Here is a 19117-nt window from a genome sequence, read left to right on the forward strand (position 1 = left end):
TTCCGCCGCATTCGCTTGGCAGTCGGCGCTGATCACACTAAGGACCGGCCGCATGAGTGATCGCGCTGAAATCTTCGACTCCGTCGCCGCGCAAATTGCGCCTTTCAACAAGAAGGGCGTCGCGCTGACCGAAACCACCACCTTCGCCGGCGACCTCGAATGGGACAGCCTGACGGTGATGGATTTCGTTGCTGCGATCGAGGACGAATTCGATATCCTGATCACGATGAACATGCAGGCCGAGATCGAGACCGTCGGCCAGCTGGTCGATGCCGTTCAGAAGCTGAAGGGCTGAACAGCATGACCGATGCCCTGCGCAGCGTCGAGCCGGTTGCCGCCGGCGACCTGATGAGCAAGTTCGACGGCCTGATCGCGGAGCGCAAGAAGCTGCTCGACAGCGGCGTCACCGATCCGTTCGCGATCGTGATGGAACAGGTGAAGTCGCCCACCGAGGCGGTGATCAAGGGCAAGGACACGATCCTGCTCGGTACCTACAATTATATGGGCATGACGTTCGATCCGGACGTGATCGAGGCCGGTAAGGTCGCGCTCGAACAGTTCGGTTCGGGCACCAACGGCAGTCGGATGCTCAACGGGACGTTCCAGGACCATATGGAAGTCGAGCAGGCGCTGCGCGACTTTTACGACGTGTCCGGCGCGATCGTGTTCTCCACCGGCTATATGGCCAATCTGGGCATGATCTCCACGCTCGCCGGCAAGGGCGAGTATGTCATCCTCGACGCAGACAGCCATGCGTCGATCTATGACGGTTGCAAGCAGGGCTATGCGGAAATCGTTCGCTTCCGCCACAACGATGTCGCCGATCTCGACAAGCGCCTGGGCCGCCTGCCGGCAGAGGCCGGCAAGCTGGTGGTGCTGGAGGGCGTCTATTCGATGCTCGGCGACATCGCCCCGCTCAAGGAAATGGTCGCCGTCGCCAAGAAGCATGGCGCGATGGTGCTGGTCGACGAAGCGCATTCGATGGGCTTTTTCGGCCCCAACGGTCGCGGCGTCTATGAAGACCAGGGCCTTGCCCAGGATGTCGACTTCGTCGTCGGCACCTTCTCCAAGTCGGTTGGAACCGTCGGCGGATTCTGCATCTCCAACCACCCGAAGTTCGAGGCGATCCGGCTCGCCTGTCGGCCGTACATCTTCACCGCCTCGCTACCGCCGTCGGTGGTCGCCACCGCTGCGGCGTCGATCCGCAAGCTGATGACGGCGCATGAGAAGCGCGCCCGGCTGTGGGAGAATGCCCGCAAGCTGCATGGCGGGCTGGTCGCGATGGGCTTCAAGCTCGGCACGGCGTCTCCCGAGTCGGCGATCGTTGCGGTGATCCTGGAGGACCAGGAACAGGCCGTCGCGATGTGGCAGGCGCTGCTCGACAACGGCGTGTACGTCAACATGGCGCGCCCGCCCGCGACGCCCGCCGGTACCTATCTGCTGCGCTGCTCGCTGTGCGCCGAGCATCTGCCCGAGCAGATCGATCGCGTGCTGGGCTTGTTCAAGGCTGCAGGCGACGCAGTTGGGGCGCTCGCCTAACGGCGCTTTCAACTTCCGCCGTAACGGCCTAGAATTGACGCTAATGAGCGAGGCAGACCCCGCCCTGGAGCGTTCGGTTCGCGACAAGAACTGGCGCATGCTGGTACTCGGCGCTCTGGCGGTGCTAGGCGTCGTGGTGCTTGGCGTGCTCGTGTTGCTGCAGCAACGCACCGATGCCGAGCGCGATCGCGCGATCCAGATGCAGCAGCACACGTTCGAGGTGATCCTGCGCGCGAACCAGCTGTCCGGCGCCATCTCCGCGGCCGAGGCGGCACTGGGCCGCTATGTCGTCAGCGCGGATCGGAACCTGGGCCAGCAATATACCGACCAGTGGCAGCGGGCGAGCGAACAGCTGCAACGGCTGCGCGTGCTGACCGCCGACGACAAGGCCCAGCAGGCGCGGATCGCCAAACTACGCCGCGCCTTCGACAATCGCGGCAAGGAACTCAACGAAACCGCGCTCTATTCCACGTTCAAACGGCATCGCGACGCCTGGGGCAGCTATTACCAGGTCCGTGAGAGCAAGGCGCGCACCAACGTCGAGAACCTGCTCGACGAGGTGGTCGAGCATGAGCGTGGCGTGCTTCACAGCAGGACGGTGGCGGCTGCGGACCTGATTGCCAATTCGAGCTTCGCTTCGCGCGTGCTCAGCGGGTTCGGCCTGTTGATTGCGATGGGCGCCGTGGTGCTCGGCTGGATGGCGATCGAGGCGCAGGGCGACCGTGCCGCCGCCGACGCCGACGCCGCGACCGAGCGTGCGCGCGCGGACATTTTGCGCGCGGCGGTCGCCGAGGCGACCGAGCAACTGCGCCAGGAGGCCCGTGAGCGCGAGCAGGCGGAGGCGAAGCTGCGGCAGGCGCAAAAGATGGACGCGGTCGGCCAGCTGACCGGCGGCATCGCGCATGATTTCAACAACATGCTGGCGGTGGTGCTGGGCGGCGTCGAACTCGCACGGCGCCAGATCACCGCCGATCCTGCCGAGGCGGCCCGCCACCTCGACAACGCGATGGAAGGCGCGCACCGCGCCGCGGCACTCACCCGGCAGCTGCTCGCCTTTTCTCGCTCCGACGCGCTCGCCCCCGAGGCGGTCGATTCGGGCAGCCTGATCCGCGGCATGCGCGATCTGCTCGATCGTACGCTGGGCGATGCGATCAGCGTCGAGGCGCAGGGCGATCCGAAGGGGTGGCGGGTATGGGCCGATCGTCACCAGCTCGAAAATGCGGTGCTCAACCTCGCCGTGAACGCTCGCGACGCGATGAATGGGCGCGGCACGATCGTCATTACGACCGATACGACGACGCTTGCGGCGCATGCGGTCGGCAACTGCGCGGCGGGCGATTATGTAACGATCGCGGTGCAAGACACCGGGTGCGGTATGTCGCTCGACGTCATCGAGCGCGTGTTCGAGCCCTTCTTTACCACCAAGCCGGTCGGCAAGGGCACCGGATTGGGACTCAGCCAGATCTTCGGCTTCGTTCGGCAATCGAACGGCGAGATCGGAATCGAATCGGCGCCGGGGCGTGGCACCACCGTCACGCTCTATCTGCCGCGCCATATCGGTGCCCAGATGCCGGCCGCCAGCGAACCCGCCCGTTCGGACGGCCGCGACGAACAATCCAACGAATGCTATACGATCCTCGTCGTCGAGGACGATCCGCGCGTGCTGGCGGCGACGCTCGCAGCGTTGCGGGAACTGGGGCACCGCGCCACCGGCTGCGCGGACCCGCTGGCGGCAGCGGCGGCGATCGACGCACTCGATTCACTCGATCTGGTGATGACCGATGTGCTGATGCCCGGCCGCACCGGCCCCGAAATGATCGCCGAGAACGAATCGCGGCTGCGCGGCGTGGCGGTGTTGTTCGTCACCGGTTTCAGCGGCGAAGCGAGCGCGGAGCAGATTCGCGATCGGCCGGTGCTGCGAAAGCCCTTTACCGTTGCCGCATTGTCGCGGGCAATTCGCGAGGCCGTGGCCGAGGAAGGTCGACGGGTGGCGCAGGCGGCGGAGTAGGGCAGGGCGATCGCGAACCGGGTTGTTCTCACCCCGGTTATGCGAGCTCGATCCGGTCCTTGAGCATGCGTGAGGCCAATGCCCGGGCCTGATCGCGCGGCAGCCCCAGCGCACGTGCCATCGGCGCGCCGAGCAGTGCATCGCCCAGCGCCATCAGCGTCAGTTGCAACGTTTCCTCGCGCAGCGACGCCTGCGCCTCATGGCCTTCGCTGATCCGATCGACCAGCCGGTGGATCGCCTCGAGGATCGGATCGAGCGCATCCTCGTTGCCCGTCAGGATCATCCAGCTCGCCAGCGCGCCGCCGCCCTCGCGATCAAAGGCATCGAACGTCATGTCGACCACTTCGCGCGGATTATGGTCGCCGTCGCGGGCACGGAGCACCGCCTCGCAGATCTTCGCGGTGATCGCCTCTGCCATCATGGCGGCAAGAGCCTTTTGCAGACCCGCGGCCGAACCGAAATGATGCAGCAGATTGGCGTGTGTCCGGCCGACCTTGGCGGCAACGGCCTTCAGCGTCACTGCCTGCGGGCCGTCCTCGATCAGCAGCGTGCGGGCAGCCTCCAGCGCCGCGTCGCGCGATTCTTCCGGGGAGAGGCGCCGGCGCACCAGTTTCGTCGTCAACGGTTGGGCCTTGTGTCCATTTGTTGACGGCTTAGTCGAGCTTGGCACCGGGGGGAAGGCGCGCGTCCGCGAAACCTTCTCCCCCAGTGGGGAACCCGCCGCAGCTACGCGGCTAGGCGCGACGCGGGGTCCGGCTGGCCGCTTTCCGCGTCGAGCACGCGTTCGAACTGTGCGCATGCCACTTCGCAGCCGCGGCCCTTCGACCAGACCGATTCCACGCGCCCCGTCGGCCGGAAGCCGAGCTTGCGCAGAACCCGACCCGAGGCGGGGTTGTCGACGACATGGCCGGCGGTGACGCGGCGGATGCCGCGCGCCTTCGCTGCGTTTAGCGCGCCGCGCGCGGCTTCGGTGGCATAGCCACGGCCCCAGGCGTCGGGCGTGAGCCAATAACCTAGCTCATGCGGTTCATCGCGGACCGTGTCGATGCCGACGCCGCCGATCAGCCGCACCGATGCCCCTTGATGCTCGAACACCAGGAAACGCGTGTCCAGCGGGCTGACCCAGCTTGCCAGGAAGGTTTCGGCCGCTTCAATCGGATAGGGCCAGGGCGCGCGCGAGAGGTTGCGCACCACGGCTTCATGCCCGATCGCCCGGGCCAGGGCGGCGGCGTCCTCGGGCCAGCCGGGACGTAACGTCAGTCTTTGGGTCCGCACGAACATGACCACTCTCCTCGGTCCTGCGGCTTCTCTGCGCATGCCCGTATGGCATCGCTGTTTCGCCGCGGTGTCAGGGAGCAATAAAAAAGGGAGACCGGGGTGACCCGTCTCCCTTTTGTGCTGGTCCGTGCGGACCCGGGTCACCCTGGTGGGCAACCCGCGCGGTCACCCGATGTTATTCGGCTGCCTCGGCAATCATGTCTACGGAGCAGAACTTGCGGCCAAGCTTGCCTTCCTTGAACGACACGCGGCCGTCGGTGAGCGCGAAAAGGGTATGGTCCTTGCCCATGCCCACGTTCACGCCCGGATAGAATTTGGTGCCGCGCTGACGCACGAGGATGTTGCCGGCGATCACGGTTTCGCCGCCGAACTTCTTCACACCAAGACGACGGCCAGCAGAGTCGCGACCGTTGCGGGACGAGCCGCCTGCCTTCTTATGTGCCATTGTCTATACTCCTCGAATCTCGTGTCGCTTACTTGGCCGCGCCGATGGCAGTGATCTTGAGGATCGTGTGCTGCTGGCGATGGCCGTTCTTGCGGCGATAATTGTGGCGGCGGCGCTTCTTGAAGACGATGACCTTCTCGCCCTTCGCCTGCGCGATGATTTCGGCAGAGACGGTCAGACCGTCCGTCGCCTTCAGTTCGCCGCCTTCGCCGGCCAACAGGACGTCGCCCAGCGTGACGGACGAACCGGCTTCGCCGTCGAGCTTCTCGACGACGATCTTGTCTCCAGCGGCAACGCGATACTGCTTGCCGCCCGTGCGCACGATAGCGAACATCGGTCTCTTCTCTGCTTCAAAATGCATGTGCCCGCCAGGGTGAACCCCGGCAGGAGGAACGGCGCAGCTATGCGAAGGCGCTTCTGTTGTCAACCGCCACGACGCAAATTGCGGTGTCGGCTGCACCATATTGTCGCCACTGGCCGCCGATCAGTGGCGATGGGTGTGCTTCAGCCGATATCGCCCGGCGTCATAGCCATCGAACAGTCCGTCGATACCCGGATGGTCGACCGGCTCGTCGCTATCGTCCGCCACCAGATTCTGCTGGCTGACATAAGCGATATAGCTCGAGTCGGCATTTTCCGCGAGCAGATGATAGAAGGGCTGGTCCTTGGCGGGCCGCACCTCCTCGGGGATCGAATCATACCATTCCTCGCTGTTCGCGAAGACCGGATCGACATCGAAGACGACGCCGCGAAAATCGAACAGCCGATGGCGAACGACGTCGCCGATCGCGAACCGGGCGCTGGCGACGGCAGGCATTGCACCGCTGGCAAGCGGCGCGGGTGTGGGAATATGCGCGTGGGACATGGCCCTAATTTAGGATCGGCAAATTCTTGCACAAGCACCGCTTGCGGCGTGCGAACGGTTGCGCTAATGGCCGCGCCTCACAGCGACCGGTACGCGGTTCGGGGCCATCCCGAGGGTGCGTATCCTCCCATGCGGAGAGGTGCCGGAGTGGTCGATCGGGGCGGTCTCGAAAACCGTTGTGCGGGTAACCGTACCGAGGGTTCGAATCCCTCCCTCTCCGCCATTGGTCCTTTCCCCCGAAGTTGCTGTGCTTGCCTGTACCCGGCTGATGCGCGTCGGCCGAACAAGCTAGGGCGCCGCCCTCTCGTTTCGGCACGGATACAATCTCGGCTTGCCAGTCCTTTGGTTTGCGCGATAGTCGCGCAGCGGGTGGCGCCAGGCGGCGTCAGGGCCGCGCGCGGCTTCCCAGCCGCGTTGTGGAGGCTTGGGCGTGCAGATTCTTGCGAAGCGATATCATGGCGTGGCGATCCTGCTCCATTGGGCATTGGCGCTACTGCTGCTTTTCCAGCTCGGACTCGGATGGGCTTTGGAATCGCTGCCCGATTCGACGCGGTTTGCGGCCTTCCAGTTTCATAAGTCGGTCGGCATCCTGATCCTTGTGCTGTCGCTCGCCCGGCTCATGGTGCGGCTGATGGTGCGCCGTCCGGCGCCGGTGAGGGCGAGTCCGGCTGCCCAGATGCTGGTGTCCACGGTTCATGCCCTGCTCTACGCGGTGATGATCGTCGGCCCGATTTCGGGTTGGGTGATCGTTTCCACGGCCCGGATCAAGTTGCCGACCCTGCTGTTCGGCGTGGTCCCGCTGCCGCATCTGCCGGTCGCGCGGACGTGGAATCTGCCGGCAGAGACGGTCCATGGCCTGGTGGGGTGGCTGCTTGCGGGCCTGTTTTTGCTGCATGTCGCCGGCGCGCTTCGGCATCATCTGATGCGTGACGACGTGATCGGGCGGATGATGCCGGCGATGCTCGGACGCCGCCCGTTGCTGTCCGTCGCTGTGGCCGCTGCGTTGGGCGCGTGCGTTCTCGCCTTCTTTGCCGGCAATATGAGCTTTCGGAGCGGGCAGGCTGCCGCCTCGCCCAAGCCGGCTCAGTCGGATTCGGCCGTGACGGCACCAACGCCCATTGCTGAACCCTCCGCGTCACCGACGCTGGCGGTCGCATCGCCGACGCCCGCCGCTTCGCCCTCGCCTTCGCCGTCACCCACGGCCACCGGGGCTCCAATGCCGCTACGTCGCTGGCAGGTGACGCCGGGCGGGACGCTGGGCTTTCGCGTCGATTATAGCGGCGAGGCCGTCCAGGGCCGGTTCGCCAGCTGGACTGCCGATATCCGATTCAGCCCCGACGATCTCTCGGGATCGAGCATTACCGTCGACATCGACCTTGCATCGGTCGGTACCGGCGACTCGGAGCGCGACGAAACCCTGAAGGGCGACGACTTCTTCGGCGCGGCCGCGCATCCCAAGGCGCGCTTCACCGCCACGCGCGTCCGACGCCAAGGCGATGGCTATGTCGCCGATGGGACGTTGGCGCTGGCCGGGGCGAGCCGCCCGCTCGCGGTCCGGTTCGATCTGTCGATCGATGGCGACAAGGCACGCGCCAGCGGCACGGCAACCGTCAGGCGGTTGGCGTTCGGCGTCGGCAAGGGGCAGTGGAGCGATTCGAGCACGGTCGCCGATGCCGTTTCCGTCACATTCCGGTTCAACGCCGTCGCGCGCTGACGAGACAATACCGTCGTTCTCCGGTGCTCGGGCTTGCGCGCCAGGCGTTCGCAGGCGACAGGCAGGCGAATAGTCGCGATGGGCAGGATGGGAACGAGATGGCACGTACGGCGCTGAAGCGCACCTATTCGGCGCCTGCGATCGAAAAGGCGTTCGAAGTGATCGAGCTTCTGGCCACGCGGCCCGAGGGTGCGCTGGTGAGCGAGATTGCCGCCGATCTCGGTCGCTCGGTCGGCGAGCTGTTTCGCGTCGTGGTGGTGCTCGAACAGCTCGGCTATCTGAGGAAGTCGGAAACGAGCGACCGCTACACTGTGGCGTACAAGCTGCTCGACGTGGCGTTTCGCGCGACGCCTTCGCAGGATCTGGTGCGCGCGGCGCTCCCCGAAATGCAGGTGCTCGCGCTGGAGACGGGCCAGTCCTGCCATCTGGTCGTCGCCAGCGATGGCCATGGCATGGTTGTCGCGCGCGAGGAGCAGCCCGGCACGCGCGGCTTTGCGCTCAAGGTCGGTGCGCGCGTCGACATCATCAACAGCTGCTCGGGCCAGGTCATCCTCGCATTCTCAACGCTCCAGCGAACCGAGCGGATCGTTCGCGCGGCCGAGACCGAACAGGCGCGGGAAATCGATCGTGCCTGGCTGGCCGACCGGCTCGCGACGATCCGCCGCGTCGGCTATGACAGCCGCAAGAGTCCGATCACCCACGGCGTGACAGACATCAGCTTCCCCGTGCTGGGTTTCGACCGGCACGTCGTCGCGGCACTGACGATTCCGTTTCTCGAACTGATCGACGGTTCCCAGAAGGTGGACATCGAGGCGGCGCGGGCGATGCTGCAACGCGCGGCGGCGCGCGTGTCGGATCGGCTGGGCTATCAGCCTGGCTGATCAGCCGGCCGGGATCTGCAATCACGACGCTTGCTCTGGCAAGCAAGTCGGCTATCGCTAATGGAAAATATCTTCTTCATATAAAAATCCCATCACTGGAAACACGGAGTAGGCAGCCGATGCGGATCGATGCACACCACCATTTGTGGCGCTATGATGCTGCCGAGTTTGAATGGATCGATCCGCAGAGCCGCATCGCGCGGGATTTCGCTCCGGCGGATCTGATGCGTGAAATGGCCAAGCGCCAGATCGACGGTGCCATTGCCGTGCAGGCCCGGCAAAGCGAGGCGGAGACGTCGTTTCTGCTGGCCTGTGCGGCCGTCTGCCCGGCGATCATTGGTGTGGTCGGGTGGATCGATCTCCGCGCGCCCGACATCATCGATCGCATTGCCGCTGCACCTGCCGGGCCGCTGCTCGGCTATCGCCACATCGTCCAGGATGAGCCTGATCCATCGTTCCTGCTCGGCGAAGCATTCATGGCGGGCGTTGCTGCGGTTGCAGCGGCCGGCCTGACCTATGACCTTCTCGTCAATCGGCACCAGTTCAAGGATGTTCCGCGACTGCTTGAGCGGGTCGGCGAGGGGCGCTTCGTGCTCGATCATGCGGCCAAGCCCGATATTGCGGGCGGCGGATGGCAGCCCTGGGCCGACACGATCGCCGACGCGGCGACATTTCCAAATCTGTGGTGCAAGGTATCGGGGCTGGTCACCGAGGCGCGTCACGATGCGTGGACCCCGGCCGACTTCGAACGCTACCTCGACCATCTTCTTGAGGTGTTCGGGCCGGATCGTTTGATCTGGGGGTCCGACTGGCCGGTCTGTGAGCTCGCCGCGCCCTATCAGGCGGTATTCGATCTTATCGAACGGTTTGTGGAGCGACACTGCCCGGAAGCCTCGGCGTCGATCTTCGGCGGCAATGCTGCACGCGCATATCGCCTTTCTCTGCGAGAAGGAGAGACGGTTCTGCGGTGAATTTACGCACCTTCGATGAAAGTGTGCTTGCAAATACGCAAATGGTCGTGTGATTGCGGCGGACAGGAGATTAGCGAATGCGTACCGTCGTCTGTCACGAGCCCTATGAACTGGCCCTTGCCGAGCGGGCGGATCCCGTGCCCGGCGCCGGCGAAGTGCTGATCCGCATCCACCGGGTGGGGTTGTGTGGCACGGACTATCATATTTTCTCCGGCAGACACCCGTTCCTGAATTATCCGCGCGTCATGGGTCATGAGCTCGGGGGAGAGATCGAGGCGCTTGGGCCGGGTACTTCGCTTCGCATCGGGCAACGCGTGGCGATCAATCCGTATCTGCCGTGCGGCACCTGCATCGCTTGTCGCAAGCACAAGCCGAACGCGTGCGTGAACATCGCGGTCCTGGGCGTTCATATCGATGGCGGGATGTGCGAACGGCTCGTGGTGCCGGAAACTGCCGTGGTCGACGCGACCGGCCTGTCGGTGGACCAGGCGGCGATGGTCGAGTTCCTCGCCATCGGCGCGCATGCGGTAGCGCGGTCGCCAAAGGGGCAGGGACAGCGGATGCTTGTCGTGGGGGCGGGGCCGATCGGCGTCGCCGTGGCACTGTTCGGCCGGTTCGACGGATTCGATGTCACCTTGGTCGATCAGCGTCAGGCGCGCCTCGATTTCGCGCGTGAGCAGCTCGACCTCGACGGCGTCATCGTCGACGCGCAACTCGATAGCGCGCTCGCGGCGAAAACGGATGGCGACATGTTCGACGTGGTGGTCGACGCGACGGGTTCGCTGCCGGCGATGCGGCGCAGCCTGGATTTCGTCGCACATGGCGGCGCGCTGGTTCTGGTCGGTGTGGCGCCCGGCGATCTGAGCTTTGCCGATCCGGAGTTCCACAAGCGCGAAGCCATGCTGATCGGCAGCCGCAATGCGTTGGCGACGGATTTTGAACGCGTCATCGACGCCATCCGCACCGGCGCGATTCCTACCGATCGGCTGCACACCCACAGCGTAGCTGCCGAGCAACTGCCGATCCGCATTCCCGAACTGATCGCCGACGCGGACCGCGTGTTGAAGGCGATTGCCAGCTTCTGACATGAGGGGCGGATCGACCCTCGGGTCGCCGATCCGCCGCTTCCGGGATCAGCCCTTCTTGGACCGCTGCCGCTTCGGCGGCGCTGAGGTTGCGCTGGCCTGTGGCCGCGATTTGGCGGCACGCCCGCGTTGCCCGAGCCCGATTTCCTGCGCCAGCGCCCGCCGGCGTTCCGAATAGCTTTCCGCGACCATCGGATAATCGGGCTTCAGGTTATAGCGCGCGCGATACTCGTCCGGCGTCAGGCCATGCGCCGAGAGATGGCGGCGAAGCGTGCGATAAGGTTTGCCGTCGATCAGCGACAGGATGTGATCTTTGGACGCCAGCGACTTGCGCACGGACACTGCGGGCTGAATTTCCTCGGGGCGATCGGCCTCGGCAACCGCATCGCTTTGTTCGCTGGCGTTGGAGATACTGTCGATCGTGGCATACATGCTACGCAGGAATGCCGGGACCTCGTCGATCGTTACTCGATTATTTTGATTGCTCAGCCAGGCGATTGTCAGCTGCACGGCGAGGTGGACGGATTGGTCCATACCTTCAACATTCATCGACGCTTCTCTCCACAGTTTGTATCAATGATGGAACTGACCACCAAGGACACGACATCTTTATAGTATATTCTATCTGCGGGAGTCGTCCATAGCCGTATGGTTTCGTAATAATCAACTGGGTCTGGCGCGTGATTTTCGGCGATCGGTGCCAATATTGGGCGATTTGAGGCGGCAGGGAGTGTACGTTTGCCGCGAATTCGACGAAATCGCCGTCTCATTTTGGGCAGGTCGGGAAACGACTATCCGGCATGCGGAAATCTTGCGCTGGGATGAAGCGCGCAGGCCAGCGTGGCGATCAGGATCATCGCCGCGGCGAGCGCCAGCGGTACGGCGAGGCCGAGGCGATTGACGAGCACCGCGCCGACAGCGGCACCCAGAAAGATCGCGCTGACGGCGGCCAGCCTTCGCCACAGGTTCGGGTTGGCGCCCCCGGCCGGACGGGAATCGGCCGCGATGCCGGCGATGGTCAGGGTGAGAACGGTGGTGGTGAGGTCCGGCACCTTGAGCTGGCGGATCGTTGCGTTGCGATAGCCCATCGCGACCGCCGTCAGCGCGATGATCGAATAGAAGCCGGGGCCGCTCGACAGCGACACGCCTTCCGCGGTGACGGCGACCATCGCTGCCGTACCGAGCAGCGCCGCCTCGAAAATGGCCGCCACGATCAACCATTGCCTGAGGGGCTGTTTTGAGAAGTGGCGGCCCATTCGCCCGGCGACGAGTGCGCCCAGGAAGAAAGACAGCAAGGCCACGAGATACGGCGCGACCATGAAACCGGGCGTTCGGGCCGCCGCGAAACCGAGAAATACGATGTTGCCGGTCATGTTGGCAGTGAACACCTTGCCCAGGCCAAGGACGCTGACGGCGTCGACCAGGCCCGTCGTGGCCGAAAGGAGCAGCAGGAGCGCAGGCAGCGGCGAGCGGCTTTGCGAAGTTTGCGACGGCATGATGAAGTCCCCGTGGCGCTAGAAACGGAAATTGCTTTCGAGGCCGATCATCCGGATCGGTCGGGGCGCGCCGGCGTCGCGGAGGAAACGGCCGGCGTTGAAAAGGGAGAGCGAGGCGGAAAGCTCGAGTTCAGCCGTTGCCTGCCAGGCGATCGCCCCCTCGATCTGCATTCCGATGAAGCGGGCGCGGCTGGTGCCGGGCGGGCGGAGCAGATTGCCGGGGATGTCGTACACGCCGTCGGCGGTGCTGTAGCGCCAATAGGCGCTGGCGGCGATGCTGGCGGAGACGCCACCGCCCAGCGTGCCGGCGATGCGCGGATTGAGGTTGATCAGGTTGTACGGGCCGATCGGCGACAGCTCACCGAAATATTTGCCCTTGGGGAACAGCGCGTTGAACGTGCCGAGTCGCCGGTCGCCGGCATGGCCGTCGCCGCTGATCACGTTGAAGCGCAGCACCGCGTCGGGCGCGAAGGGCAGGGCGGGTAGCGTGCGGCCAAGCTCGGTACCGAGCGTCCAGGCGGCGATCGGCCCGTCGGCGAAGCGGCCGAACTGGGCCACCCCTTCGACATTCCAGTGCCAATCGTCGCGGGTGCCGTGGATTCGTGCACCGAAGCTGTGGCGCAGCTCGCGGCCGTTGCGGGTGCCGAAATGTGCGGTGCGGTTGCGATAGCCGAGATAATAGAGGTCGATTCCCGGCAGCACGGCATAGGCGCCCCAGAGCCGCTTGGTCGGCGAACTGCGATCATCGATCGTGCCGAGGCGCGGTGCCACCGGCGCGACGGCGAGCAAGCTGATCTTCGCTTGGCCGAGGCGCACAATGCTGCGCATGCCGTCGAAGGCGAGCGGCACATTGGGGCCATAGCGCGTGCCGACCAGCCGCTCCGTGCCGAGCGACAGCATCTGCCGACCCCCGCGCAGGGTTATGGGCCCGAGATCGAGTTCGGCGAAGCCTTGAAGCAAGTCGGTCCAGGTCTGGTCGATCGGCCCGGCGGCCGGCCGCACGCCATCGGCATAGGCAAGGATCGGCTGGACGAAGGCGCGAACGCGGCCGACATGGAGATCGGCATAGGGCAGCGCGCGGGTCCACAGATAGCCGTCGTCCGGCGATGCGCTGTTGCCGAGGGTATTGCCGCCGAAGGATTCGCTGCGCAGCCGGATTTCGATGCCGGTGGAGAGCCAGGCAGTGCCGCCAAGCGGGATATATTTGAACGGCCCGGTCCAGTGATGCGCGCGCTTCTCGGCATTGGCGAGGTCGGACCAGTCCTCGTCATAGCGGGTGATACTGAGCGTCGGCGCCTGCCAGGGTTCGGGGGCGGGGGTGGGGTCGGTTTGCCCCTCCCCCACAGCCGTCATCCCCGCGGAGGCGGGGATCCATTGGGGGTGCAGCATCGGCTTCTGTTCCGAACGCACTGGCGAATGGATCCCCGCTTTCGCGGGGATGACGGTTTCGGGTGTGGTGGCGTCGGACTGGATCTGCACCACCAGCACCAGCGCCGCCGACAGGCTAGCCACGGCGCTTCGCCTGCTCCGCCACCAGCGCCGCGAGCACGAAGCCGCCGATCAGCCCCAGATGCTCGAAGAACGCATTGGTCGCGGCAAACCGCTCCGCCCCTGCCGGCATCGTCCAGAACGCATTGGCGGTGAAGGCGGCGAGCAGGGTGAACACGCCCAGCATGCCCGCGCCCAGCCATATCCAGCGCCCCCACAGGATCAGCACCGGCCCGATCAGCTCGACGGCAATCGTCAGCGCGGCCCAGAAGGCGGGCGGGTGCATCCCGAAATGCGCCTGCTCGGCAATGGCGGCCGGCAGGTCGGTCAGCTTCACCACCCCGCCGAGCAGATAGGCACCGACCAGCAACAGCCGGGCCAGAAACCAGGTCGGCCGCCAGTCGAGGATCGCATCGACGAACCGGGGGTCGCGATCCGGTTGCATCACTTGTCCGCCGGGCTGTGGATCTCGGCGATATAGCCGCCGGGGAAGCGGACGATGACGGCGCGGCGCTTGCCCGCGCTATAGGGCTGGACCAGCGTTTCCACCCCCGCCGCCTTGGCCTTGGCCAGCGTCGCGTCGAGATCGGCGACGGCATAGCCGGTCATGTCGCGGCCATAGGGCCAGGGGAGCAGCCCGTCGGTCACCAGCACGACCATCTTGCCATATCCGCTGTCGATCGCGATGCGGCGGATCGTCTTGCCCGGCTGCCCGGCCTCGACACCCGGCGCGGCGCGGTCATCGGCGGTGATCTTCGCCTTTGCATAGCCGACCCAGCTCTTCACGAAGCGGTCGGCGGCGTCGGCGGTCAGGTAGATGCGGTTCTCGGGCACCGTTTCCAGCGGCGTATAGCTCGGCTTGGTGGTGTGCCAGTAGAGCTGCATGTTCACGCCGCCCGGCCACTGGATCAGCGAATCGCGGCCGATCGGATCGGGAAAGGTCACCAGCCGCCGCACCGCGCCATGTTCGACCGCCGAGGCGACGGCAGCGTCGATATCGGTCACCAGATAGCCGGTACGCTCGTCGCCGAACGGATAGGGGATCGGCGTCTTGAACCCGAACACCGACACGGTGCCGGCGGGGGTCAGCACCAGCTGCGACTTGGTCAGGCTGCTGGTCGGCGTCACCTGAAACACACCCTGCTTGCTGGTCGTGCCGCCGAACGTCGCCTGAAAGCTGGTGACGAAGGCGTCGAACTGGTCCTCGGGCACATAGACATGCGTGGTGTCGTATTGCGGACCGACCGCATAGCCGGCGGGCGCGGGTGCCTGCTGGGCGATAGCAGGGGTAGCGACGACGAGCGCGGAGGCGAGGAGGAAAGTCAGACGCATGGCGGAACTCCTGAAGCTATCGCTCCCCTCCCGCTTACCGGAGGAGAGCGTGGGCGAATGACTCCCTCTCCCCTTGTGGGAGAGGGAAGGGGCCCGCCGCCAAAGGCGGTGGGAAGGGTGAGGGGGACACGCTGCCAACGATGAACCCTCACCTTGCGGGGAGGTGATACGAACCCCCATCACACCGCCCAGCACCCGCAGCCGAGCGCGCCCCAGAAGCTCTGAACGTCCCCTGCCGGCACCTTCGCACCCAGCGCGGCGGCATGGTCGTGGCCATGGACCGAACAGGCGCTGTGACAGGCACAGGCCGAGGCAAGCTGCGCGCGCGTCTCGGGTGACTGGTGGTATCCGCCGAAGGTCGCGACCGGCGACCAGTCGGGCATCGGCCGGGGCAGGGCAGGCGCCAGCGGGGCATAGTCGCCCTCACCATGCACCACCGCGCCGCCGAGCAGCGTCAGCACCGATCGGATATGGACGATCTGATCCTCGGGCACCGAGAAATAGTCGGCCGAGAGCACGGTGAGGTCGGCGAGCTGCCCCGCCTTGATCTGCCCCTTCTTGCCGACTTCGTTCGAGAACCAGCAATTCTCGTGCGTCCACATGGCGAGCGCCTTTTCGCGGCTGACGCGGTTTGCGCCCGGATAGAGCCTCAGCCCGCCCACGGTGCGACCCGTGACCAGCCAGCTCAGCGACACCCAGGGATTGTAGCTCGCCACCCGCGTCGCATCGGTGCCGGCCCCGACCGGCAGCCCGGCGGCGATCATCTTCGCGATCGGCGGCGTGCGCTCGGCGGCGCGGGCGCCATAGCGTTCGACGAAATATTCGCCCTGATAGGCCATGCGATGCTGCACGGCGATGCCGCCGCCCAGCGCCGCGATGCGATCGATATTGCGGTCGCTGATCGTCTCGGCATGGTCGAAGAACCAGTGGATGCCGTTCAGCGGAATATCGCGATTGACCTTCTCGTACACGTCGAGCGCGCGGCCGATCGTCTCGTCATAGGTCGCGTGAAGCCGCCACGGCCAGCGATGCTCGGCGAGCAGGCGGATCACCGGCTCGAGATCGCCTTCCATGTTCGGCGGCATGTCCGGCCGGGCGACCCGGAAATCCTCGAAATCGGCGGCGGAGTAGACCAGCATCTCGCCCGCGCCATTGTGGCGATAGCTGTCGTCGCCCTGCCCCGGGGTCACCTGCTTCACCCAGCCGGCGAAGTCCGCCAGCTCTTCCTTGGGCTTCTGCGTGAACAGGTTGTAGCTGATTCGCACGGTCAGCTGGCCGTCGGCATGCAACTTCTCGATGATCTGATAGTCGTCGGGATAGTTCTGGAAGCCGCCGCCCGCATCGATCACGCCGGTGACGCCCAGGCCGTTCACTTCGCGCATGAAGTGGCGGGTGGAATTGAGCTGATAGTCTTGCCGAAGCTTCGGGCCCTTGGCGAGCGTCGCATAGAGGATCGTTGCGTTCGGCTGGGCGAGCAGCAGGCCGTTGGGATTGCCGGCCGCGTCGCGGACGATCTCGCCGCCCGGCGGGTTCGGCGTGTCCTTGGTATAGCCCACCACCCGCAGCGCCGCCGCATTGAGCAGCGCGCGATCATAGAGGTGGAGGATGAAGACCGGCGTATCGGGGGCCACGGCATTGAGCTCGTCGATCGTCGGAAGCCGCTTCTCGGCGAACTGGTGCTCGGTAAAGCCGCCGACCACGCGCACCCATTGCGGTGCCGGGGTGTTGTCGACCTGGCGCTTGAGCATCGCCATGGCGTCGGCCAGCGTCGGCACGCCGTCCCAGCGCAGTTCCATGTTATAGTTCAGGCCGCCGCGGATGATGTGCATGTGGCTGTCGATCAGCCCCGGGATCACCCGGCGGCGATGCGCGTCGATCACCTGTGCGTCCGTGGCGGCGGCGCGGACTTCGGCTTCGCTGCCCACCGCGAGGAACTTGCCATCGCGGATCGCGATCGCCTCCGCCACCGGGTTTTCCCGATCGAGCGTCGTCACCTGCGCGTTGACGAGGATCAGGTCGGTGGCGGGCATGCGGGCATTCCTTGCGAAGAGAGGCGTTGGCAATAGCGCGCCGGCGGCTGCGAGGGTCTGTCGGCGGGTGAGGCTCATGCCTTTTCGTCGGGCTTCTTCACCGGGTGCCCCAGCACTTGCTCGGCACAATCGGTCCGCAGGTACGCGACCACGTCGTGCCCGGCGAGCAGCCGCTTCGCCATCGGCAGCATCTGTTCGCCCAGCAGCATGCCGAGCAGGCCGATCAACGCGATGGTGGGCGGTGCCGGCGACTTCACGCCGAGGAGGCTGTAGATCAGGCCGACCAGCATCCCTGCGGCCAGCGAAATCAGGTACGGCTTCATCGTATCTCCTCCCCGGCGCCGGTCGATCAGCTGCGCACGAAGGCGAGAAGGTCAGGGTTGATGACGTCGGCGTTGACTGTCAGCATGCCGTGCGAGAAGCCCGGGTAGATCTTCAGCGTCGGGTTCGGCAGCAGCTTGGCCTGCAGTTCGGCGCCCTGGTGGTACGGCACCACCTGGTCGTCGTCGCCGGCCAGCACCAGTGTGGGGACCGTCATTGCCTTCAGGTCGGCGGTCTGGTCGGTTTCCGAAAAGGCCTTGATGCCGTCATAATGGGCCTTGGCGCTGCCCATCATGCCCTGGCGCCACCAGTTGGCGATCACGCCCGGCTGCACCTTCGCGCCCTCGCGGTTGAAGCCATAGAAGGGGCCGGCGGCCACATCCTGGAAGAACTGCGCACGATTGGCGGCGGTGCCGTCGCGGAACCCGTCGAACACTTCGAGCGGCAGCCCGTTCGGATAGGCTTCGGTCTTCGCCATGATCGGCGGGACCGCCGCGACCAGCACCGCCTTGGCGACGCGCCCCTGCGGGATGCCATGCTGCGCAACATAGCGGGCGACTTCGCCGCCGCCGGTCGAATGGCCGATATGCACGGCATTGCGCAGGTTCAGATGCTCGGCGACCGCTGCCGCGTCGGCGGCATAATGGTCCATGTCGTGCCCGTCGCTCACCTGCTCCGAACGACCATGGCCGCGGCGATCATGCGCGACGACGCGGAAGCCGTGCTGGAGGAAGAACAGCATCTGTGCATCCCAGTCATCCGACGAAAGCGGCCAGCCGTGATGGAACATGATCGGCGGGGCATCCTTGGGGCCCCAATCCTTGAAGAAGATCGAGACGCCGTCCTTGGTGGTCACGGTGGAGGTCATGGGGAAATTCCTTGTTTTTGGGGGCAGAAGATCGGGCTCAGAGGTCAATGGCCTTCGGAGGCGCCGAACATCGTCTTGGCGTAGGTGACGCCAAGGCCGTAGGCACCGGCCCATTGCTTCGCGATGCCGGTGGTGGAATCGTAGGTCTCGCCACGCGCCCAGTCGCGCTGCAGTTCGAGCAGATATTGCAGCGAGGTCATCGGAACCGCGCCGAGCTGGATCATCCGCTGCACCGCGCGTTCATGCGCTTCGGTGGACACGTCGCCGCAGGCGTCGGTGATCACATAGGCCTCGAAGCCCTGGTCGATCGCCGAGGCGACCGGCCCGACGATGCAGACGCTGGTCCAAAGCCCGGCGAACACGATGCACGGCTTGGCAATGCGGTTGACCTCCGCGATCACCGCCGCGTCTTCCCAGGTGTTCATCGAAGTGCGGTCGAGCAGCGCCTGGCCCGGAAAGGCATCGGTCACTTCGCTGAACATCGGACCGGAAAAGCTCTTTTCCGCCACCGTGGTGAGGATTGTCGGCACGCCGAACGACTTGGCGGCACGGGCGATCAGCCCGGCATTGTTGCGCAGGATTGTCGCATCGATCGACTTGGTGGCAAAGGCCATCTGCGACTGGAAATCGATCAGGATCAGCGCGTGATCGCTGGGTGAAACAAGCGACTTGCCCGGCGTGGCAGTGGCGGTGAGAGTCATGAAGCGGCTCCTTGTTCTGCCGATATCTGGCGTCCACTGGAGCAGAAGAGGGCGTCGCGCCGCCCGGGCCGGGCGTGCGCCTCGCGCTATTCTGT

21 protein-coding genes and 1 tRNA gene are annotated in these 19117 nt (G+C 65.5%); 8 read left to right on the forward strand and 14 right to left on the reverse strand.

Going from position 1 to position 19117, the window contains the following annotated elements; genetic code table 11:
• The first annotated feature begins 52 nt into the window (after positions 1 to 52).
• From ACX40Y_RS16170 to ACX40Y_RS16180, 3 genes are read left to right on the forward strand one after another with little or no spacing between them, the layout of a single operon-like run.
• Positions 53 to 295, forward strand: coding sequence for an acyl carrier protein (locus ACX40Y_RS16170; protein WP_459120599.1), 243 nt, complete (start codon positions 53 to 55; stop codon positions 293 to 295).
• Positions 296 to 300: 5 nt separating this feature from the next.
• The gene (gene spt, locus ACX40Y_RS16175) at positions 301 to 1539 is read left to right on the forward strand and encodes a serine palmitoyltransferase (RefSeq protein WP_459120600.1); all 1239 of its coding nucleotides are present in this window, start codon (positions 301 to 303) and stop codon (positions 1537 to 1539) included.
• A 43-nt stretch (positions 1540 to 1582) separates the two neighbouring features.
• Positions 1583 to 3547 (forward strand): ATP-binding protein, encoded by a 1965-nt coding sequence (locus ACX40Y_RS16180; protein ID WP_459120601.1) that lies wholly within the window; start codon positions 1583 to 1585, stop codon positions 3545 to 3547.
• Positions 3548 to 3584: 37 nt separating this feature from the next.
• Here ACX40Y_RS16180 and ACX40Y_RS16185 read toward each other — a convergent pair whose 3' ends face one another.
• The 5 genes from ACX40Y_RS16185 to hspQ form a co-directional block, all read right to left on the reverse strand.
• Positions 3585 to 4169, reverse strand: a complete 585-nt coding sequence (locus ACX40Y_RS16185) for a TetR/AcrR family transcriptional regulator (protein ID WP_459120602.1) — start codon at positions 4167 to 4169, stop codon at positions 3585 to 3587.
• Between the two features lie 104 nt (positions 4170 to 4273).
• A complete protein-coding gene (locus ACX40Y_RS16190) occupies positions 4274 to 4828 on the reverse strand; it encodes a GNAT family N-acetyltransferase (RefSeq protein ID WP_459120603.1) in 555 nt (184 codons plus the stop codon).
• A gap of 172 nt (positions 4829 to 5000) precedes the next feature.
• Positions 5001 to 5270, reverse strand: coding sequence for a 50S ribosomal protein L27 (rpmA, locus tag ACX40Y_RS16195; protein ID WP_459120604.1), 270 nt, complete (start codon positions 5268 to 5270; stop codon positions 5001 to 5003).
• Positions 5271 to 5298: 28 nt separating this feature from the next.
• Positions 5299 to 5604, reverse strand: a complete 306-nt coding sequence (gene rplU, locus ACX40Y_RS16200; RefSeq protein WP_019368790.1) for a 50S ribosomal protein L21 — start codon at positions 5602 to 5604, stop codon at positions 5299 to 5301.
• Positions 5605 to 5754: 150 nt separating this feature from the next.
• Positions 5755 to 6135, reverse strand: coding sequence for a heat shock protein HspQ (gene hspQ / locus ACX40Y_RS16205; RefSeq protein WP_459120605.1), 381 nt, complete (start codon positions 6133 to 6135; stop codon positions 5755 to 5757).
• Positions 6136 to 6268: 133 nt separating this feature from the next.
• Here hspQ and ACX40Y_RS16210 point away from each other — a divergent pair.
• From ACX40Y_RS16210 to ACX40Y_RS16230, 5 genes are all read left to right on the forward strand, one after another.
• A tRNA-Ser gene (locus tag ACX40Y_RS16210) sits at positions 6269 to 6358 on the forward strand.
• Between the two features lie 207 nt (positions 6359 to 6565).
• The gene (locus ACX40Y_RS16215; protein WP_459120606.1) at positions 6566 to 7849 is read left to right on the forward strand and encodes a YceI family protein; all 1284 of its coding nucleotides are present in this window, start codon (positions 6566 to 6568) and stop codon (positions 7847 to 7849) included.
• Positions 7850 to 7947: 98 nt separating this feature from the next.
• On the forward strand, positions 7948 to 8730 hold the full coding sequence (locus ACX40Y_RS16220) for an IclR family transcriptional regulator (protein WP_459120607.1): 783 nt from the start codon (positions 7948 to 7950) through the stop codon (positions 8728 to 8730).
• 119 nt (positions 8731 to 8849) lie between these two features.
• On the forward strand, positions 8850 to 9701 hold the full coding sequence (locus tag ACX40Y_RS16225; protein WP_459120608.1) for an amidohydrolase family protein: 852 nt from the start codon (positions 8850 to 8852) through the stop codon (positions 9699 to 9701).
• 155 nt (positions 9702 to 9856) lie between these two features.
• Complete coding sequence (locus ACX40Y_RS16230) at positions 9857 to 10786, forward strand: zinc-binding alcohol dehydrogenase family protein (RefSeq protein WP_459120609.1); 930 nt, start codon at positions 9857 to 9859, stop codon at positions 10784 to 10786.
• Between the two features lie 48 nt (positions 10787 to 10834).
• Here ACX40Y_RS16230 and ACX40Y_RS16235 read toward each other — a convergent pair whose 3' ends face one another.
• The 9 genes from ACX40Y_RS16235 to ACX40Y_RS16275 all read right to left on the reverse strand — a co-directional run bounded on the left by ACX40Y_RS16235 (position 10835) and on the right by ACX40Y_RS16275 (position 19022).
• Complete coding sequence (locus ACX40Y_RS16235; protein ID WP_459120610.1) at positions 10835 to 11320, reverse strand: Ros/MucR family transcriptional regulator; 486 nt, start codon at positions 11318 to 11320, stop codon at positions 10835 to 10837.
• 257 nt (positions 11321 to 11577) lie between these two features.
• Positions 11578 to 12282, reverse strand: coding sequence for a YoaK family protein (locus tag ACX40Y_RS16240; RefSeq protein WP_459120611.1), 705 nt, complete (start codon positions 12280 to 12282; stop codon positions 11578 to 11580).
• Positions 12283 to 12300: 18 nt separating this feature from the next.
• A complete protein-coding gene (locus ACX40Y_RS16245) occupies positions 12301 to 13635 on the reverse strand; it encodes an alginate export family protein (RefSeq protein WP_459120669.1) in 1335 nt (444 codons plus the stop codon).
• 151 nt (positions 13636 to 13786) lie between these two features.
• Positions 13787 to 14215 (reverse strand): DoxX family protein, encoded by a 429-nt coding sequence (locus tag ACX40Y_RS16250; RefSeq protein ID WP_459120612.1) that lies wholly within the window; start codon positions 14213 to 14215, stop codon positions 13787 to 13789.
• Positions 14215 to 15102: a VOC family protein gene (locus ACX40Y_RS16255; RefSeq protein WP_459120613.1), complete on the reverse strand. Its 888-nt coding sequence runs from the start codon at positions 15100 to 15102 to the stop codon at positions 14215 to 14217. The genes ACX40Y_RS16250 and ACX40Y_RS16255 overlap by 1 nt, the downstream gene beginning before the upstream one ends.
• 179 nt (positions 15103 to 15281) lie before the next feature.
• Positions 15282 to 17132 (reverse strand): amidohydrolase, encoded by a 1851-nt coding sequence (locus tag ACX40Y_RS16260; protein WP_459120614.1) that lies wholly within the window; start codon positions 17130 to 17132, stop codon positions 15282 to 15284.
• 74 nt (positions 17133 to 17206) lie between these two features.
• A complete protein-coding gene (locus ACX40Y_RS16265; protein WP_459120615.1) occupies positions 17207 to 17455 on the reverse strand; it encodes a DUF1427 family protein in 249 nt (82 codons plus the stop codon).
• Positions 17456 to 17481: 26 nt separating this feature from the next.
• A complete protein-coding gene (locus ACX40Y_RS16270) occupies positions 17482 to 18321 on the reverse strand; it encodes an alpha/beta fold hydrolase (RefSeq protein ID WP_459120616.1) in 840 nt (279 codons plus the stop codon).
• Between the two features lie 44 nt (positions 18322 to 18365).
• Positions 18366 to 19022: a hydrolase gene (locus ACX40Y_RS16275; protein ID WP_459120617.1), complete on the reverse strand. Its 657-nt coding sequence runs from the start codon at positions 19020 to 19022 to the stop codon at positions 18366 to 18368.
• Positions 19023 to 19117: the final 95 nt, after the last annotated feature.

Source organism: Sphingomonas sp. RS6 (genome assembly GCF_054489705.1).

Bases quoted from the DNA above. Each gene is read 5' to 3' on its own strand.
- ACX40Y_RS16260 (WP_459120614.1), bottom strand. From the start codon at position 17,132: ATGCCCGCCACCGACCTGATCCTCGTCAACGCGCAGGTGACGACGCTC.
- ACX40Y_RS16240 (WP_459120611.1), bottom strand. From the start codon at position 12,282: ATGCCGTCGCAAACTTCGCAAAGCCGCTCGCCGCTGCCTGCGCTCCTG.
- ACX40Y_RS16190 (WP_459120603.1), bottom strand. From the start codon at position 4,828: ATGTTCGTGCGGACCCAAAGACTGACGTTACGTCCCGGCTGGCCCGAG.
- ACX40Y_RS16245 (WP_459120669.1), bottom strand. From the start codon at position 13,635: ATGACGGCTGTGGGGGAGGGGCAAACCGACCCCACCCCCGCCCCCGAA.
- rplU (WP_019368790.1), bottom strand. From the start codon at position 5,604: ATGTTCGCTATCGTGCGCACGGGCGGCAAGCAGTATCGCGTTGCCGCT.
- ACX40Y_RS16265 (WP_459120615.1), bottom strand. From the start codon at position 17,455: ATGAAGCCGTACCTGATTTCGCTGGCCGCAGGGATGCTGGTCGGCCTG.
- spt (WP_459120600.1), top strand. From the start codon at position 301: ATGACCGATGCCCTGCGCAGCGTCGAGCCGGTTGCCGCCGGCGACCTG.
- ACX40Y_RS16225 (WP_459120608.1), top strand. From the start codon at position 8,850: ATGCGGATCGATGCACACCACCATTTGTGGCGCTATGATGCTGCCGAG.
- ACX40Y_RS16220 (WP_459120607.1), top strand. From the start codon at position 7,948: ATGGCACGTACGGCGCTGAAGCGCACCTATTCGGCGCCTGCGATCGAA.
- ACX40Y_RS16250 (WP_459120612.1), bottom strand. From the start codon at position 14,215: ATGCAACCGGATCGCGACCCCCGGTTCGTCGATGCGATCCTCGACTGG.
- ACX40Y_RS16275 (WP_459120617.1), bottom strand. From the start codon at position 19,022: ATGACTCTCACCGCCACTGCCACGCCGGGCAAGTCGCTTGTTTCACCC.
- rpmA (WP_459120604.1), bottom strand. From the start codon at position 5,270: ATGGCACATAAGAAGGCAGGCGGCTCGTCCCGCAACGGTCGCGACTCT.
- ACX40Y_RS16270 (WP_459120616.1), bottom strand. From the start codon at position 18,321: ATGACCTCCACCGTGACCACCAAGGACGGCGTCTCGATCTTCTTCAAG.
- ACX40Y_RS16235 (WP_459120610.1), bottom strand. From the start codon at position 11,320: ATGGACCAATCCGTCCACCTCGCCGTGCAGCTGACAATCGCCTGGCTG.
- ACX40Y_RS16180 (WP_459120601.1), top strand. From the start codon at position 1,583: ATGAGCGAGGCAGACCCCGCCCTGGAGCGTTCGGTTCGCGACAAGAAC.
- hspQ (WP_459120605.1), bottom strand. From the start codon at position 6,135: ATGTCCCACGCGCATATTCCCACACCCGCGCCGCTTGCCAGCGGTGCA.
- ACX40Y_RS16170 (WP_459120599.1), top strand. From the start codon at position 53: ATGAGTGATCGCGCTGAAATCTTCGACTCCGTCGCCGCGCAAATTGCG.
- ACX40Y_RS16255 (WP_459120613.1), bottom strand. From the start codon at position 15,102: ATGCGTCTGACTTTCCTCCTCGCCTCCGCGCTCGTCGTCGCTACCCCT.